This window comes from Enterococcus sp. AZ095a (genome assembly GCF_050546735.1).
Taxonomy (GTDB): domain Bacteria; phylum Bacillota; class Bacilli; order Lactobacillales; family Enterococcaceae; genus Enterococcus_D; species Enterococcus_D entomosocium.
In genome coordinates this window covers 1,326,655-1,345,257 of sequence record NZ_CP172953.1, presented here as the reverse complement: position 1 = coordinate 1,345,257, position 18,603 = coordinate 1,326,655, and the positions used below count along the sequence as shown (strand labels likewise).

General features: G+C 41.8%; 14 protein-coding genes. All 14 read right to left on the bottom strand.

Going from position 1 to position 18,603, the window contains the following annotated elements:
* Positions 1-64: 64 nt before the first annotated feature.
* A complete protein-coding gene (locus IGJ26_RS06250; RefSeq protein WP_228085175.1) occupies positions 65-1,003 on the bottom strand; it encodes a cation diffusion facilitator family transporter in 939 nt (312 codons plus the stop codon).
* A 104-nt stretch (positions 1,004-1,107) separates the two neighbouring features.
* Positions 1,108-1,677, bottom strand: coding sequence for a DUF2179 domain-containing protein (locus tag IGJ26_RS06245; protein WP_005236782.1), 570 nt, complete (start codon positions 1,675-1,677; stop codon positions 1,108-1,110).
* A 362-nt stretch (positions 1,678-2,039) separates the two neighbouring features.
* Positions 2,040-5,039, bottom strand: coding sequence for a WxL domain-containing protein (locus tag IGJ26_RS06240; protein ID WP_194199449.1), 3,000 nt, complete (start codon positions 5,037-5,039; stop codon positions 2,040-2,042).
* 409 nt (positions 5,040-5,448) lie between these two features.
* Positions 5,449-6,210 (bottom strand): hypothetical protein, encoded by a 762-nt coding sequence (locus tag IGJ26_RS06235; RefSeq protein WP_016613236.1) that lies wholly within the window; start codon positions 6,208-6,210, stop codon positions 5,449-5,451.
* A gap of 81 nt (positions 6,211-6,291) precedes the next feature.
* A complete protein-coding gene (locus IGJ26_RS06230) occupies positions 6,292-8,745 on the bottom strand; it encodes a glycogen/starch/alpha-glucan phosphorylase (protein WP_016613235.1) in 2,454 nt (817 codons plus the stop codon).
* Between the two features lie 117 nt (positions 8,746-8,862).
* A complete protein-coding gene (gene glgA, locus IGJ26_RS06225; RefSeq protein WP_016613234.1) occupies positions 8,863-10,296 on the bottom strand; it encodes a glycogen synthase GlgA in 1,434 nt (477 codons plus the stop codon).
* Positions 10,293-11,444: a glucose-1-phosphate adenylyltransferase subunit GlgD gene (glgD, locus tag IGJ26_RS06220; RefSeq protein ID WP_016613233.1), complete on the bottom strand. Its 1,152-nt coding sequence runs from the start codon at positions 11,442-11,444 to the stop codon at positions 10,293-10,295. The genes glgA and glgD overlap by 4 nt, the downstream gene beginning before the upstream one ends.
* Complete coding sequence (locus IGJ26_RS06215) at positions 11,434-12,576, bottom strand: glucose-1-phosphate adenylyltransferase (protein ID WP_016613232.1); 1,143 nt, start codon at positions 12,574-12,576, stop codon at positions 11,434-11,436. The genes glgD and IGJ26_RS06215 overlap by 11 nt, the downstream gene beginning before the upstream one ends.
* A 42-nt stretch (positions 12,577-12,618) precedes the next feature.
* Complete coding sequence (glgB, locus tag IGJ26_RS06210; RefSeq protein WP_016613231.1) at positions 12,619-14,553, bottom strand: 1,4-alpha-glucan branching protein GlgB; 1,935 nt, start codon at positions 14,551-14,553, stop codon at positions 12,619-12,621.
* A gap of 174 nt (positions 14,554-14,727) precedes the next feature.
* Positions 14,728-15,135 carry a hypothetical protein gene (locus tag IGJ26_RS06205; RefSeq protein WP_005236791.1) on the bottom strand — a complete coding sequence of 136 codons (408 nt, stop codon included), beginning with the start codon at positions 15,133-15,135 and terminating at the stop codon, positions 14,728-14,730.
* 94 nt (positions 15,136-15,229) lie between these two features.
* Positions 15,230-15,676, bottom strand: a complete 447-nt coding sequence (locus IGJ26_RS06200) for a hypothetical protein (RefSeq protein WP_005236794.1) — start codon at positions 15,674-15,676, stop codon at positions 15,230-15,232.
* Positions 15,677-15,873: 197 nt separating this feature from the next.
* Positions 15,874-16,683, bottom strand: a complete 810-nt coding sequence (locus IGJ26_RS06195; RefSeq protein WP_194199448.1) for a DUF1803 domain-containing protein — start codon at positions 16,681-16,683, stop codon at positions 15,874-15,876.
* Between the two features lie 88 nt (positions 16,684-16,771).
* A complete protein-coding gene (locus IGJ26_RS06190) occupies positions 16,772-17,701 on the bottom strand; it encodes a manganese-dependent inorganic pyrophosphatase (RefSeq protein ID WP_194199447.1) in 930 nt (309 codons plus the stop codon).
* 94 nt (positions 17,702-17,795) lie between these two features.
* Positions 17,796-18,551, bottom strand: coding sequence for a pyruvate formate-lyase-activating protein (pflA, locus tag IGJ26_RS06185; RefSeq protein WP_008379682.1), 756 nt, complete (start codon positions 18,549-18,551; stop codon positions 17,796-17,798).
* Positions 18,552-18,603 lie beyond the last annotated feature (52 nt).

Below are 18,603 nucleotides of genomic sequence, written 5' to 3'. Positions count from 1 at the left end.
TCTCCTTCACTATGTGATAATCCTTGTCTATTGTATCAAAAAAAGCTGCTTTATTCTAGCTAAATCAGTGGGAAGGTCGCACAAGTTTACGGCGTTTCTCCATATAGTGAGGGTCATACTCATCTGTCTCAATATAAATATAGACTTTTTTATCTGCCATCTGGTGTCGAATCTTGGCTTCAATCTCATTAATGATCTCATAGCCGACCTCTTCTTGTTTCGAGGCAATATCAACTTTTGCCGCAATCAAAATTTCTGATGGTCCTAAATGCACCGTTTTAACATCAATCAAGCGATCAACATCTGGCCGTTCAAATGCTCTTTTGATCACTGCTAGATCCCGTTTTGTGACACTTTCGCCAATCAGTAGACTGTAAAATTCGCGGGCTAAGAAAATGGCTGCTACCATCAATAAAAGACCAATCAATAAACCACTGAAGGCATCAAAAAATGCGTTACCCGTAATCATGGTTAAAATCGTACCAAATAGTGCGATCATTAGGCCGATCATTGCACAAAAGTCTTCTGTGAAAATGATCAGAATCTCACTATGCCGACTTTCTTTCAAAAAACGATAGATTGGTTGACGTTCCACATTCAGTTCGCGGATCTCCTTGATCGCGATCCACAACGAACTTCCTTCAACGATCATCCCGAAAATCAAAATAGCGATCACCAACCAAGCGTTACCAACTTCATGGGCAGGATGCAGCAGCTTTTCTACCGCTTCCATCACACCGAGTGCGCCCCCACCAAAGAAGAGCATCATCGCAACGATCGTGCTAAAAAAATATTTCGCCCGACCTTCTCCAAACTGATGCAGTTCACTTTGGCCCTTTGTTGCCCGTTTATCCCCGATCAATAAAAAGATTTGGTTGCTACAATCCACGACACTATGAATGCTTTCATTCAACATGGCTGCACTGCCACTTAGTGCATAACCGACAAACTTACTAATAGCCACCAAAATATTTGAGATCAGGGCAGCGATGACCGCCATCATACCATTTGCTTTCTTTTCCACACCTTACGCTTCCTCTCATCAATAAATTCCCTGTCTTTTACTCTGCTATTCTTCTCAAATGAATCACGGCTGACTGAGTTTCTTCAATCAACAGGTGCTTGTTTTTTCAACTTTGCTTCTCGGCGACTGATTTTTTTGGTCCAAAATCCACCTGAGATATACTTGGGTTCATAGCTGATGATAAACGCTCGTTCTTCCACCGCTTTGATGGTTTGATAGAGCTTTTTCTCACTTTTTCTTTGGGAAAGAATCTCTAAAATCAGTCGTGGCCCTTCTAAGCCTTCTCCATAACTTTGTGTAACTCCGTAGCCTTCTTGTCGTAAGATCTTAGGCAAACTTTTTTCCTCATCCGTATTACTAGGTAGGATCACTGTGACCATTGTATAGCCCAGAGCCAGCTTATCTTCGATTTTGATACCAATACTGACTCCTGCAGCATAACCTAATGCATAGAATAAGAGATTCAGCGGGTTATCCAAACGATCCAATACCATAGATAAGCCTAAAATATAGATCGTGATTTCGATCATACTCACTAATGGGGCAATCACGCGATACCCTTTCATTGTCAATAAAAATCGCAGTGTGTTCAATGTAACATAGGCGAGATTGATAAAGAAAATCATCGCCAGCATTTGTAGATCAACTTCCATCTTTGATTCCCCCTTGTTCTTAGCATATCAAAAGGCAAGAGAAAATTAAAATATTTGAGCAGGATTTAATTACTAAAATAGCTAAATAAAATTTATACTGGGGAAGATATAGTGCTTAAGTGATTTCATTGATCACTAACATGTCATGATTTTGCTCATTGGTCCATTGCCTGTGGTTTCACTCTCTTCTATTGATCGAAAAGCATATCCACCAAAGTGGGAAAAGCAGTTTAAACCACCGCTCGTCTGTTTCAGACAAAAAAGAAGTCCAATGGCAACTGGACTTCTTTTTGTCTGAGCAACTCTTACAGTGTTCGATCATATTCACGATTGCAGAACATGCTTACTTGTTTTCCAAGGGGTTATTCGTCAGCACCAGGTACGAAACTCAGCTCCCAATGGATGGTTCCTTGATAACTTGTTGCTTGTGGCCTCGCGCCAATAGGGATTTCCAGCTCGACACTTTTTTGCATGGTATCCTCGTTTCCATAGCGTTGAATCCAAGTTCCCGCCCCTTGCTTTTCATTGGCACGTGCAATCACTTGGTTCTGCGGTCCCAGCTCGATTGCATCAAAGTAGTCTGGTGCTTCAGAGCGATTTTCTCTAGAGGTAACCATTTCAATATTCGTCAAATGCACACTCGCTCCTTTTAAGTGGTGCTTAAACGCTTCCGTGCTAACGAACCCTTCCTCTGATAATCGGGCACTCAAGGTCCAGCCATTTGGGAGAAATCGACGATCGGAAACCTGAATGTAGTTTGGTCGTTCGGTTGATTCATGATCATCCACTAAAGAAATTCGTTGCGGACGCGCCGGATAGCGGCTTGTCGACGAGCGAATCGGTACTGTACCAAAATCGAATTGTGAAACAAAGTCTATACTGATAAACCCGCGATTTTCTGGTATCAAGGGTGGATTTTCAGGTAGAATCGGTTGATCAGGATCAAGGGGATCTTTTGGGTCTACGTCACCAATGGGTTCCACAGTGGTTGATGCTTCTGCCCATTTGCCATCAAGAAATGCCTGAGCGGTGACCACCTCACCTTGAGTAAAATACTGGAAAGGTTCTAAATCAGATAGATCAAGTAAATAATGCCCGTTTTCATCCGCTTGGGTGTGAAAATACGTGCTATTGCCAGCACTATCGACTGTCGTTTCAAGCGTCGGTTCTGGCATCAGTCCCTCTCTTTGGAATCGAAGGTAGCTACCAGGATTGGCGGTTCCCGAAATCGTATAGGCATTAGGTAAGGTTCTATCTTCTGTCAAAGGATCGATGGTCACCGTGATGTCTGGGATTCTCTCAAATAATAGACGTTGTGAACGAGAAGCAAACTGCGCGGCAAACCCTCGACTTGTTTCCTCATTTAGCGAAGATACACTGGTCACATTGGTATTGGTTCCTGAAATCGCCGCAGTCATGGACAGAATCGGTTGCCACTGAAAATCAACTGTCTCTCCTGTATTTCCATGCCGCCACTGGCGAATCGCCTGATTCTTTGCAGTGATTCCTCCCCCTTCAATTAGACCATTTGTGGTGGTCGTTATGGCGCGGGTTCTTTGCAAATTGACACGCTTGGCATCGTCGATCGTCAATCTTGCGGGATTGTTGGCACCGGTAAAGAAAAGTAGCCGTTGGACAGCTTGTGGGCTGTCCGAACGAATATCTAAGGTAGCATCTTTGCCCACGTTGAGATTGCCAGTCGTGCCAGAGAAGTGGAAGATATTTGCGGTTGTATTTTGATTTGTTGCTTCAACCTCTAAGGTGCTGCTGTCTTCCAAGGTGACATGCGTATTGGCACTTAACCAGAAAATATGACTGTACAACGTTCGGTTTGCAGCAGCAACCGACAAGCGACTTTTTTCCATTAAGCGAATATCATGGGGCGTGCCTGATGTGATGACTGCCGGACTGTTGTTTTGTGTATTTAATGCCAATTCCGCACCTTTTCCTAACTCAATGCGTCCATTGCCAGCGACAAAGCGAATATTGGCACCGCCTGCTTCGCCAGCTGAACCGTTGGCATTTAATGATAGTCGGGCATTATTCCCTAGTATGAGACGCGCGTTCGTATTATAAAAATCAAGATTTCCTGAGCTGATCGTCGACATTTCGACGTTTGCTCCCTCACGAAGCTCTATTTGGTTGATTTCAAAATTCGCTTGGGTGTTCGAGTGAATCATCCAAGAAGCATTGAAGTCTGATGTATATCTAGGCGTTTGGTGTGAAACCGAATGTCCAGAAAAGCTGGCTCGAGAGTGCAAACCGTAAAACAACTGATTGCCAGTATGGTTGAGATTGTGGTACCGAATGATTGAACGCTGCTGATTTGACATGTTCAAATCATGATATTCAATTGCCCCCCAAAAGTTTCCATGGTAGAGTTCCAAATTTTGCAAGGTAATGTCCCATGGGGAATCAGGATTGACACTCGAATCGCGGAAACAGATCGCTACGGCTCTAAGATCCATCTGAAAGGTGTCGAGACCATCGATGATTAACGTTCTTGAAACTCTCGAGGCATTGATATAAACATAGGCTAATCCGCCATTAGGATTGGCGCTGCTGCTCCAGCCGTCAATTCCCGTAATGCCTAAACGAGGATTATCGTTCGTTTGAAAACTGGCTGTCAAATAAATATAATTGACCGTCGGATCGACCATTGCAGCCATAAATTCGACCCAGTTAGCAACCCCTCTCTTTTTTACGTCGTCGCCTAACAGATACAGATTACCAGGATCTGACTCTGATTCGTCAGGAATCTGGCTTTCTATTTCCTTCTCTTTTGGTAATTGATCCTCTTTGTCCTCTTGATCGAATTGATCAGTGGAGTCACTCGAATCGGTTAGCGCATCCTCTTGTGTATCCGTAGGGTTTGTCTCCCGTGCTTCCTTTATTTCAAGTATTATCATTGATTCTGCTACTTCAAATGGAAACGCCCCTGCTGTATCAACTACCAATGGAACCAAAAAATCACTTCTAGGGATATCAGTCGTTAGTTTCCAACCATTCTCTTCAGTGGTGGACGTAATTTTGACTCCCTTTGGCAACTCCTCTTCAACAAAAACCGCAGATTGCGGCAACCGGATCGCTATTTCACTAATGGGACGGCCCGTATGAAACGCAACTAGTAACATGTCTCCTACAGTCCCGGCTTTCGTTGATTCATCAAAATAAATGGCAACTTTTCCCTCAGCCTCTTTCTCTCGTATCGGTTCGAATGGGTCACTCGCAACCGTTTCTTCCTCCAGCTGTGCAGCAAAGAAAATGTTTGAAGAAAACACACTCATGGTTGAAAAAAAGTAGAGTCCTCCAAGTAAGCCAATAATGATGGTGAAATATACCTTTCTCTTTTTCTTGTTCATTTGTTGATGCCCCACCTTTCAGCGTATCTTTCCCTTGAAATCGATCATGGATCAGTCCTTCCCAAAGAGCAGCTATAACCATCAGGACGCTTGCTTCCTTTTTTCAATTACGGCTGATCAGAAAACCACAATCCTGCCATCGATTTTAAATGACAAAAGAAATCGCCAATTAAAATAACAAACATTATAAATAACGATGGTTTTGATCGTTTCACTTTATTCTATAGCCCACGCTATTGCTTAGTAAAATCAGAATATTCCTCAGTCGGTGAAAAATGTAATTCGACTAAGTATTTTGTGAAATCGGCAGTTTCAGCACACAAAAAAAACAGCTAGATGTTCGCCATCTAGCTGAAATCATTCATCGTTATGCTCAAAGGACTACTTCTATTAAGAGTAACTGTCTCTACTATTTAGAACGAAAATAGCCATTTGAAGATTCTTCTTGTTGATCGTCTTCAATCATTCCTTTTAATGATCGATCTAAAACGGACCGTTTTTTCTCACCATTTTTTTTATTGTTGGCTCGAAACTCGCTGCGTGTCATCCCAACAGAGGGGTGGCGATTGAATTTTTTGACGGTTGGATCGCTTTCTTCTTTGACTTGATAAGCTGCTGGTTCAGTGTCAAATAACAAATAACTTTCTTGTTTTTTTGCCATTGCATCCATCAAATCGTTCGGCGTAATTTCAGGTTTTTGCTCATCAGGAATAATTGATGCAGGAATATATTTAGGCACGAAGTAAGAGCGTCCCGAATATTCTTTTTTTGAAGAAACAGGAACCTCAGCTTTTTCCTTCTTACTAGTCACTTGATAAGAAGAATGGTTCGCTTCTTTGCCAAAAAAATTGGTTTTTCCTGTCGGCATCTGCTCTTTCACCGGACGTTTTCCGTACTGAGGCAAGTTGGCACGGTGATTGGCAAGCTCTTCTTTTTGACGAACATTGTGCCCTCGATCGCGTTGGCTGGAATGCACTTTACGCTGCAAAGATTGATTTTCTTCCTTGTGAGAATGACTCACGGGATCTTTGATTTCGGTTAAAATCCAATCATCTGCTTTACTGAATGCGGGGCGATGCTCGGATTGAAGCTTCACACCGTCTGTATCATCATAAGCAGGAAAACGGAAGTGTTTTCGTTTCACATCTAAATAATTTGCCACTGTACTCATCCTCTTACATGCATTTTTTTCATCATACCACAAATAAAAGAGAATTTCACGAAAGACTGCGCCATTTCAACCGAAGTCGCTTCAATTGTCTCCCCTTGGAGGCACTGACTCCGTCAAGCTTGCCGCATTTGGTTCTTTGATATGGGCAAATAATGGATCGATCTGCCAAATATCTGCTGCATAATTTCGCACCGTTTCATCCGCCGAAAACTTCCCAGCATTCGCAATATTCATTAAACTGATTTTTTGCCAGCGATGAGTATCTTGATAAGCAATATCCACCCGATGCTGTGCATCACAATAGGCGTGGAAATCTCTTAATAAAAAGTACTCATCATTGTATTTCAAAAGTGAATCAAAAATCTCGCGGCCTTCTACTTGGATATTGGGGATTGTCCCGTCAATAAAGGCATTGACTACACGTTGTAGTAGTGGATCTGACTCATAATATGCATAGGCAGAATAATTACGCTGGGCGTAATACTGATACACTTCTTCTTCGGTTAGCCCAAAGATCGCGATGTTTTCATCACCGATTGCATCTCGAATCTCAATATTGGCACCATCTAAAGTGGCGATCGTTACTGCCCCATTTAGCATCAACTTCATATTACTTGTCCCTGAAGCTTCTTTGGAGGCCAATGATATTTGTTCACTGACATCCGCTGCTGGGATAATTTTTTCTGCTAAAGAAACGTTGTAATTTTCTAAAAAAACAACCTTGATTTTATCATTGATGGTTTCATCATGATTGATCAGATTCGCCACTTCATTGATGACTTTAATGATCGATTTTGCGTAGTGATAACTTGGTGCGGCTTTGGCACCAAAGAGAAAGACTCTTGGATGAAACGCAGCAGTTGGATCGTCTTTGACCTCAAAGTAGAGCTTTAGAATATGCATAAGATTTAGTAATTGTCGTTTGTATGCATGCAGACGCTTGATCTGCACATCAAATATTGCCGTCGGATCTACTGTGATGCCCGTTGCTTTTTGAATGTACTGTGCCAGTGCACGCTTGTTACTCATTTTTGCGTCGGCAATTTGTTGGAGAACAGTTTCGTCCTCATAATAGTTTTTGAGTAGTTGCAGGTCTAATGGATCATTGCGCCAGCTTGTACCGATGGACTGATCCAATACTTTGGCTAACGGTTGATTGGCTAGCTGAAGCCAACGCCGTTGCGCGATGCCGTTGGTCTTATTGTTGAAACGGGCAGGATAAATAAGATAAAAGTCATGGAGTACCACTGATTTTAGTAAATCAGAATGGAGCTTGGCTACGCCATTGACACTGTGGCTGCCGATGATCGCGAGATGTGCCATATGGACTTGATCATCAATAATGATTCGCGTCCGTTCCAGTAAGGCTTGCGGATGGACCCCTTGCATCGTTTCCACAAAACGGCGATCAATTTCTTTGATGATCTGATCCATTCTCGGCAAAACTTCTTCAATCATGCGCACGGGCCATTTTTCTAAGGCTTCCGCCATGATCGTATGGTTCGTATAACTCATGACTTTCACGGTGATCGACCACGCTTGTTCCCAAGCAAGACCTTCTTCATCAACTAAAATGCGCATCAGTTCTGGGACGCAAAGGGCTGGGTGCGTATCATTGATGTGGATCGCTACTCGTTCACTCATCATGGCCAAAGGTAAATTCAATTTTTTATAATAACGGACGATACTTTGGATCCCTGCAGACACAAAAAAGTATTCTTGCATCAGCCGGGTCCGTTTGCCTGTCTCATTGGAATCATCGGGATACAAGACCGCTGTCAGATTTTCCAATGCTTGCCGCGATTCTAGTGTCGCGTAGTGCGCCTCATCTTCGGCAGGAACCTCAACACTCCATAAACGCAAGGTATTGAGATGGTGATTTTGGTAGCCAACCATTGCTGTATCATAAGGAACCGCCCGCCAGGTAAAGCCACCTTCATAAACTGGGGCTAATTTCCCGTCCTCTCCGGTAACGAGATAGACATGGCCCCCGAAACGAATAGGCACCGCCTTGCTTTCTTTGCGGACTTCCCAAACATTCCCCGAACGCAACCAGTCATCGGGCAACTCTACTTGATGACCGTCAATAAATTTTTGTTTAAATAATCCGTAGCGATAGCGGATCCCATTGCCATTTCCCGGCAAACCTAAAGAAGCCAATGAATCCATAAAACAAGACGCTAAGCGACCGAGTCCCCCGTTGCCTAAAGCCATGTCTTTTTCCGTCTCTGCAACATCGTCAAGTGAAACCCCTAACTCTTCAAAAACGGCTTCCGCTTGCTCCAACAGCTGCATATTTAACAGATTACTCTTTAACATTTTGCCGGGTAAAAATTCGATTGAAAAATAATACGCTTGTTTCTGATCCTCCAACAAGAGATTTTTTCTGGTCTGACGCCAGTCTTCTGAATACATTTGCTTCACGACATTGGCTAGCGCCTGAAACAATTCCTGCGGTGATGCTTCATCGATCTCTATCGCAAACAGTTCGTGCACGTTGGTTTCTAACAGATCACGCAATCGTTCTTTTGTCATAGGGTTACACTCCTTTATGCTAACCGTTTATAAAAAAGAAGAATTCTTGCCGCCAGAATGGCTAGTCATACAACTAGCCGTTCTGTTGCAGACAAGGATTCTTCTGTCTTAAAACAATCAAACTTTGATATTATTATACAACTCAACATAAAGATCTGAGCTTTGATTCCAGCTAAAATCTTTTTGCATTGCTTGCTTGACTAATGCCGTCCATGTTGTCGGATCCGATTCATATAATTCAATCCCCTGTTTTAAGGCATTCATCAAGTAAAAAGGTGAAAACTCTTGGAAGCCAAAGCCGGTTCCTTGTTTCGTGATCGGATTATAGGAATCCACCGTATCTTTCAAGCCACCGATTTCATGAACGATCGGTAATGTACCATAACGCATCGCGATCATCTGCGATAGTCCACATGGTTCAAAAGCCGAAGGCATCAAGAAGAGATCCGCTGCTGCGTATAACTTTTGCGCCAGTGCAATATCAAAAGAAATCGCGGCAGCACATTTGTCAGGATATTTCTGCGCAAAGTAGCGAAAGCCTTCTTCAAAATCATGTTCGCCAGTCCCTAGTAAGATGAACTGAACATCAAACTGCAAGAGGTTTTCCATTTCTTCAAGAACTAAATGGAACCCCTTTTGAGTGGTCAAACGACTAACAACGGAAATCAGCGGAACCTCTTTACGAGTTGGCAAGCCAAACTGTTCTTGTAGCGCTCGCTTGTTTTTAGCTTTTCCTGATAAATCCTCGACACTGAAAGGATAGTCCAAATGAGGATCGGTTTCTGGATCATTCATTTCATAATCAATTCCATTCAAGATACCGCTTAGCTTGCCACTTTCCATGCGTAAAATGACTTCAAGACCACAACCAAACTCAGCTGTTTTGATTTCTTCACTATAGGAAGGACTGACGGTCGTGATGCGGTCCGCATACAAGATTCCTGCTTTCATAAAGTTCAAGCAATCGTTTAAACGCAAGGTTCCATCATCATATCTTTCCGTACCCATCCCAAAAAGATCCGGTAAAATATCGCGACTATACCACCCTTGAAACCCAATGTTATGGATCGTCAAAACGGTGCGTATGTTTTGATACGCTTGGATCCAATGATATTTTTCTTTGATCAAGAACGGAATCATCGCCGTATGGTAATCATTGACATGTACGATGTCTGGAATAAATTCAATGCGTTCCATCATTTCGATCACGGCTAATTGGAAGAAAGCAAAGCGTTCCCCATCATCATAAAAATCATAGAGCCGTTCGCGACCAAAATAGTAAAGATTGTCTATGAAATAATAAGTCACAGCGCCTAGAACTAATTTTTTGATTCCACAATATTGCTTGCGCCAGCCGACCGCCACTTCAAAGGAAAAACAATCTTCCATTTGGTCTTGGTATTCGGCAGGCATTTTCGTGAAATAAGGTAAGACGACAACTGTCTCGACGCCTTTTTTGACCAACTCTTTTGGCAATGCACCTGCAACATCCCCTAACCCGCCTGTTTTAAAAAACGGAGCGCACTCTGCTGCTGTAAACAAAACCTTCATGCGCTTGCTCCTCCGATTACATCTTCTGTCACATGAGAATTCTTCTTAATGACAATCGGGGTTTCTTTGGTTCCCTGCACTTTTACACCTTCTGCGATGGTTACATTTTTATCTAAGATCGCATAAGAGACTTCGGCACCTGCTTTGATTTCGTTATTTCCGAAAATGATCGCGCCTTTGACTTTTGCCTCAGGATGGATTTTCGTACGGCGAGCAACCAGTGACTGCTCGACAGAGCCTTCAACGATGCAACCAGAAGCAAAGTGGCTATTTTTCACCTCAGACGTTTCCGAGTAATAGGTTGGTACTTCATTCTTCAATTTGGTATAGATTTTTTGATTCGAATAAAGCAATGAGGTGAATTTATGCACATCTAGCATGTCCATATTTGTTTGATAATAAGAAGAGATATCATAAATGTTACTTAAGTAACCAGTGTACTCATATAGGCCAGTGTTCTCCACAGAGATCATCTCTCGTAAAAATTGACCGAGATCTGCCGTTGCGCCAACTTTTTGCCCTTCTTTAAGAGCCGCGATCAGACGATCCGTTTGAATGATAAAAATATCCGTACACAAGTTGACTAGGGAGCCAACTTCCCCTTTTTTCGCTTGGATCGCTTCTTCTAAGTGTCCTTCACTGTCAACATTAAACAACAAGTCACTTTCAGAAACATTGTCACTGCCGATGCGTTTATACACCACAGTCATTTCATTGCCTTGTAGTTGATGAATTTTCAGCAAAGCACGCAAATCGATGTTGCATAAGATTTTGCTGCCCATAAATACAGTGTGATCTGATTTTGATTTTTCCAAATAGTCAATGACGTTATAGTAGTACTCTTGCCCTTCGGCTTGCTTTTTCAATGAGTCTTGGAATAAGTGGATAAAGAACCGGTTTTGAACACCGTCCAAGTTCCACTCTTTTCCACCACCGATATGATCAAAGACCGACTGAGTCTCTCCTTCATTGAAAATCATGTAGACTTGTTTGATGTTGGCATTTTCAATACTTGAAAGATTGAAATCCAGCAAGCGATATTTGCAGTCAAACAACAAGGTCGACAGCGGACGATTCTCCGTTAATGGCATCAAGTCTTGGTATCGCTGTAGGTTCCCTAAAATTGCACACATTTTATTAGTTCTCATCAATCGTCACCCCTAAAATTTCAGAATAGCCGACTACGGCAATTTCGTCTGTTCCATCGATCTCTGCGTCGTCACCAATCACTGCATTTTCCCCAACGATCACACGATTTAATTTGACATTTCTACCAATCACCGCTCCAGGCATGATCACGCTATCTTTGATAGTCGAGCCTTCTTTCACTTGCACGTTCTCTGATAAAATACTGTGCTCGATCTCTCCAGCAACATAGCAGCCGTCCATCACAAGCGAATTTTTAGCAGCACCGGTTTCAGTTACAAAGTGCGGTGGTGCGATTGGGTTTTTGGAGAACACTTGCCAGCTTTTATCCCGGATATTCAACTCCATGGCTGGATCAATAAATTCCATGTTGGCTTCCCACAATGAATCGATCGTTCCTACGTCTTTCCAATAGCCAGAGAAGCGATAGGCAAAAACGTTGTCGCCGCTTTCTAGATAAGAAGGAATCACGTGTTTCCCAAAATCGACCATTTCGCCGTCTTTTGTGTAGTTACTCAAAAGCATACTGCGTAGACGACTCCAATCAAATATATAGATCCCCATCGAAGCAAGATTGCTTTTTGGTTCGGCTGGTTTTTCATCAAATTCGATGATGCGGTCATTTTTATCAGTATTCATGATCCCGAAACGAGAAGCATCTTTCATCGGAACTTCGAGAACTGCAACCGTCAATGAAGCATCATTTTCTTTGTGTTTTTCCAGCATTTCTTCGTAATCCATTTTGTAGATATGGTCGCCGGACAAAATCAAGACATATTGCGGGTCCATCTCATCGATATAGGCGATGTTTTGATAGATGGCATGGGCAGTTCCCTCAAACCATTTTTCGCCTTCTGAATTTGAATATGGCTGTAAAATCGTCACACCGGTACTAATTCCATCCAATCCCCAGCTTGCACCATTTCCGATATGGTTGTTTAGTGCTAATGGCTGGTACTGAGTGACAACACCCACATTTTTGATTCCTGAATTGACACAATTACTCAACGTGAAATCGATGATCCGATATCTGCCACCAAATGGAACCGCTGGTTTAGCAATATTCTTTGTTAATTTCCCTAATCGAGTCCCTTGTCCTCCTGCGAGGATCATTGCTAACATTTCTGTTTTCATTTTGTTTGGTGATCTACTCACCGTTCCCCCTCTACTCTTTTTTTATGCTTTCTTTACTGCTTTTTTACGAGTCATTTTGATTTTTTCTGGTTTGATAATCAAAGCCCCAAGTGCAGGCAAAATTGTTTTGATTTGATAGTCGTATTGTTTAAAAGGGGCATTACTGGTCTGGCAGTCTTGGTTATTAGCCACCCAAGTTCCACCAAATACATCCCGTTCAGTGTTTAAAATCTCTCGATACGTTCCTTCGTATGGCACGCCGATCGCAAAATCGTGACGCTCCACTGGTGTCAGATTGACAACAACAATCAAGAAATCTTTTTTCGTTTTTCCTTGTCGTAAGAAAGTCAATGTCGTTTCATCTAAGTTGTCTGCATCGATCACCATCAATGAATCTTCTTGATCATCCAATTCCCAAAGGGCTCGTTCTTCTTTGTATAGTTCATTCAAGGTCTGGGTGAAGAACTGCATTTTTGCATTTAATGTGTCGTTTAAATCGACCCATTCAAGCCCATGATCATATTTCCATTCTAAAAACTGTCCCCATTCACTACCCATGAATAACAGTTTTTTCCCTGGATGCATCATCATGTACGTATAGAGATTTCGTAGTTGTGAAAACTGTTTGTAGCGGTCCCCCCACATTTTATGCATCAAACTTTTTTTACCATGAACGACTTCATCATGAGAAAGTGGCAAGATATAATTTTCTTGCATCCGATACATGAAAGAGAAAGAAAGCAGATTTAAATGATCTTTACGGAAAATCGGGTCCATTTCATAAAAACGCAGGACATCGTTCATCCAGCCCATATTCCATTTATAATCAAATCCTAACGCGCCTTCTTCGACCATTCCTGTTATTTTGGTTTCAGACGTACTTTCTTCTGCAATCATGACCACTGCTGGATGGGCTAACTTGATAACAGAATTAAGCTTCTGTAAAAAGTAATAGCCTTCAAAGTTGCGATTGCCCCCTTCGTGATTTGGTTCCCATGGACCTTCATCATAATCGCGATAGATCATGTTGGAAACGGCATCTACCCGAATACCATCAATATGATAAAATTCGATCCAGAACAAGGCACTTGAGATCAGAAAGCTTTGGACTTGTGGTTTGCCGAGATCAAAGTTGATCGCACCCCAGCGAACATTTTTGGCACGGTTTTCATCCATGTATTCAAATGTCGGCGTGCCGTCATAATAAGCTAGGCTGTCATCATTGACACAAAAATGTCCTGGTACCCAATCAACAAAGACACCAATATTTTCTAAATGGCATGCCTCTACAAAGTCTTGAAATTCTTCTGGTGTCCCATAATAGGAACTGAGCGCAAAATAACCTGTCAGCTGATAGCCCCACGAGGTACCTAATGGATGTTCCATCAAAGGCATAAATTCAATATGGGTATAACCCATTTTTTTCACATAAGGAATAAGTTCATCTTTTAATTCAGAGAAGCGATAAGGGGTGCCGTCTTCGTGATGCTTCCACGAGCTGGCATGAACTTCATAAATATTTAGAGGTCGATTAAATGTTTTCTGTCTTTTTTTGCGGCCTTGCCATAGTCCATCCCGCCATTTTTTTTGTGGGATCGAATGCAACACGGCAGCAGTTCCTGGTCGAGCTTCGAAATGGACAGCAAAAGGATCAATCTTCAATACTTCTCGTCCATTTGCTTGTTTGACTTTGTATTTGTAAAGCTGTCCTTCTTTTACTTGGTTGGTCTCAATCTCCCAGACCCCAGATTCTGCCCTTTTATTCATTGGCAAAGTGTCTGTCCATTGGTTGAAATCACCAACCAGCCAAACTTGTTGAGCGTTTGGTGCCCAAACACGAAACACATAGCCATCATCCGCTTGATGGGCTCCTAAGAAATGTTGGACATAAAAATTTTCACCGCTCAGAAAGTCCTTTTCTGCAGTCAGTACCTGTTGTTTGGTAACCACTCTCTCATCAGTCCTCCTTCGACTCATCTTGATCGCTTATTCTTTAACGATCGATCATTGTCCCATTTTTTAATAGAGAAGCATTTGCAACCAAACGATCTCTACTGTTAGCATAGCATAAAATAAAATTCTAGTAACCTAATAACCCTATGATACGAACGAATTATTCAGGACAGAAAAAAACAGCTTGAACGTATCTGTTCAACCTGTTTCAGCTCTACTTTTTAGCTTTTGGAAAATGAAGTATGTGACTACACTTAACTGAAACAAACTTGCCAAAACCAGGATGAAAACAACCATCACCGGAAATGTCTCAGTTAATTCAACATATGCCAGCAGTGTCCCAAATGCAGAAGAGGCGGAGCAAAAACACCAGAATCGAAACCCGTAAAAACTCGTCACTACGGTATAAAGACTAATAATCCCCAATAAGAAAAGCTGAGTAAATCGGTCAAATACCGTATCGGTATAATAAATTTCACCTAACATGACTTGGATCGTACCAAAACTAGTTGGTACTTTATAAAGCGTCAGCAATGCACCGATCAAACTGAATGCACCAATCAAAAGATGACTGCCAGCTAAGCTGATTCGAATGTTTAGTTTCACGCGTCCTTCACAACCTTCAATCTTCGATCCTTTTACGAAAACAACTGCTTCTACAGCCGTTTCCCTTCTTCGCTAGAGCCGAAATCACCTTCAATTATTTTGCTTGCCAAAGCTCTTTTACTTGCCCATCGGTGTAAACTTTATAGGCTTTATTTACTGCCAAGGACTTGTCTGCGTGACCAATTAAGTAATAATTGCCATCACAGTCAAACTCTCCCTCACTCAATAATTTATAACTCGTTAATGGACCATCTGCCATTTTTTTCGCCAAATAACGAAGGGCATTCGCGGGATTCACTAAATAGTTTTGATTCACTAGCCAATCAATAACCACTGAAACGATCGTATTTGCCCCAAATCGTTCCTTTTGCTTTAATGCGAGAATGAGATCTCCATCAGAAAAACGCGTTTCATCGATCCCCGCATTTGTAATTGCTTGCCGTGCCGCTTCTATCTCTGACATTGATACGAATGTAATCATTTCTGCTTTCGTTTTATTCCGTTCCAACTGTTCAAAATCAACCGTTTTATATCCTTCCATTTTTATATCCCCTTTCAACGTTCTAAAATCATCATATCATCAAGAAATCAAATCTCCAAGCAAAACGATCGTTATATTTTAATTTTTATTCATCAAATTATCATTTTAGTGAACAAGAAAAAAAGCTATTAGAATAACATCTAACAGCTTTATAATATTCAGAAAATTTAAAACAAATAACATAATTATTAGAAATCTCAATTATCATTGAAAAAAAACGTGTTGTATGAACCTGCTTTTTTCGCTAAGTGAGCGAGCACTGATCGTTGCAAGAAAATATCCTTTTCAGCAGATGGATAACGGCCGTTTTTTAGATTATCACAATTTATTTCTTCCAGCAAGAAATCTAGCTCGGAACTAACGATTTTCAACTGTTGAAGCGATTCTAGAAAAATACTCGGACGCACTTTTTTGTTTTTACGGATACGTTCAAAGATGACACTTACTTGATCTAAGTAATAGACCGGATCGACATCGCCGATCAAATCCATTAGATCGTCATAAACCGATAGATTTTGCAGCTGGCGATTTGCTTCAAAAAAAGCCGGCAGCGTTGGTGGCCATGGCGCTTCTGCGTATGAAATCATCTGAAAACTTTCATGGGTCAAGGAATAAACAATCCCCTGCCCCACCTCCTGCAAACAACCATAGAAGTATTTATTTTCACTACTTAATGTCGCAAAGTTTTTGAGAAAACCAGCGATTTCTTGTGTTGACCAATCAAGGGCATCTTGATAAAAACCGTCACTTTCTTGCAGCTGCTTTTGATCTTCTTCAGTATAAACAGGAAAACCTAAAAAATAGCGTCGATTTTGGCGGATGATCAAAGCTGATGCGATCAGACGGTCAAGGGTTTTATCAATTGACACCTCTGGAAACTTCGCTTTTAGCTCTCGTAGTGTCGGCGGTTCTTGACAGCTTAAAAGCACATGAACCAAATCATGGAATTCAGAAGATGCCAGGATCGGTTGCAAAGAACGATAATGGGGACTATAAAAAAATTTCACTGTGTGTACTCCTTATTAAAAAAATCATGAAAAATGCTGGCTTGATCTACCAAAACAGATCTCACCAGCACTCTGACATTTATCCTAATTATCCTTCGAAAACCGCTGTTAATTGAGGAACGATTTGTTTTTTACGAGAAACAACGCCAGGTAAAAAGGCACGATGGTTCGTTAATGTCGTTTCAAACGCTGCTTCTACTGGGGCAATTGGTTCACCAACAACTAATAGCTCAGAATTACTGTCTAAGATATCAGTAGCAACAAGCAAGAACAAATCATAGCCATTTGCTGACATTGATTCTTTCATGGCAGCTTCCAATTCTGCTTGACGGTCAAAGACCTCTTTTAGGTCGACTGTATTGACTTGTCCGATACGGATGTTTTTCCCGCCCATTGGGAAGCTTTTTGCATCAAGATCCAGCAATTCTGCTGCTGATTTCGTTCCAAGATTTGTGCCGGCTTTCAACATATCCAATCCGTATGCTTCCAGTTCAACACCTGCTAAAACCGCTAATTCTTTTGCTGCCGCTACATCTTCATCGGTACATGTTGGCGATTTGAACAACAATGTATCGGAGATGATCGCTGAAAGCATGATTCCTGCGATCGATTTTGGAATTTCCACTTGATTTTCTTTGTATAACTTCAATACGATCGTACTGGTACAACCAACAGGTTCTGCACGATAATACAACGGATTGGCTGTCTCAAAGTTAGCAATACGGTGATGATCAACCACTGCCAACACTGTAACATCAGCGATATCTGCCGCACTTTGCTGAAACTCATTGTGATCCACCAGCATTACTTCTTGTGTTTCCTTAGTTACTGAATCGATTACACGAGGAGCAGCCAGGCTAAAGGTGTCTAGTGCAAATTGTGTTTCTTCATTCGGTGTACCTAGCGCCACCGCTTCACAGTCTTTCCCAAGTTGATTTTGTAAGTTTGCAAAGGCAATCGCTGCACCAATAGCGTCGGTATCAGGATTTTGGTGACCGAATACTAATATTTTCGACATTTCTTCATCGCTCCTATTTCAATTGATATTCACTTTCTAATCATAGTAAAAAAACAGGAAAGAAGCAATAGCAATCTCTTCTTTCCTGTTTTGATCAACGGGTTAAGTAGCCTTTATAGTCATCTACATGGAGCAAACGTTTGGCATTTTTCACCCGATCTTCGGTTGGTGGTTCGATTCCTTCAAGGGGATATTTCAAGCCTAGCTCATCCCACTTGTATTTCCCCATCGTGTGATAAGGTAAGATCTCAACTTTATCGACATTCTTCAACGTCTTGATAAATTCATCCAAACGGATCAAGAAGTCATCATAATCGCTTCTAAAAGGAACCAGCACATGACGAATCCAGACGGGCTGATTGATCTCTGAAAGATAATTTGCCATATCCAAAATATTATCATTGGATTGGGTGGTCAGCTCTTTATGGGCTTTGTTATCGATATGTTTGATATCAAACAACAGCAAATCAGTCACAGTCATCAACTCTTGAAACTTACTGAAAAAAGGCTCTTCTCGTGTAAATGGTTTTCCGCAAGTGTCCAGTGTTGTGCTGACCCCTTCTGCTTTGGCTTTGCGAAACAGATCGATCAGAAAGTCCATTTGAAGTAACGGTTCCCCACCACTAACGGTGATCCCACCTTTTTGTCCCCAGAATTCGCGATATTTCAACGCCTCTTCTAAGACGTCATCAGTCGTTCGTTCGATACCCGTGCCAATCTTCCAAGTATCTGGATTATGACAAAACTGGCAACGCATGCGGCATCCTTGCATGAATACAATAAAACGGATACCTGGTCCATCTACTGATCCAAAACTTTCTGTTGAATGTACTTGTCCTGTTACTGCCATAATGCTCTTCCTTTCTTCGAAACGACGGATAACCATGCTCCGTCTGATACTC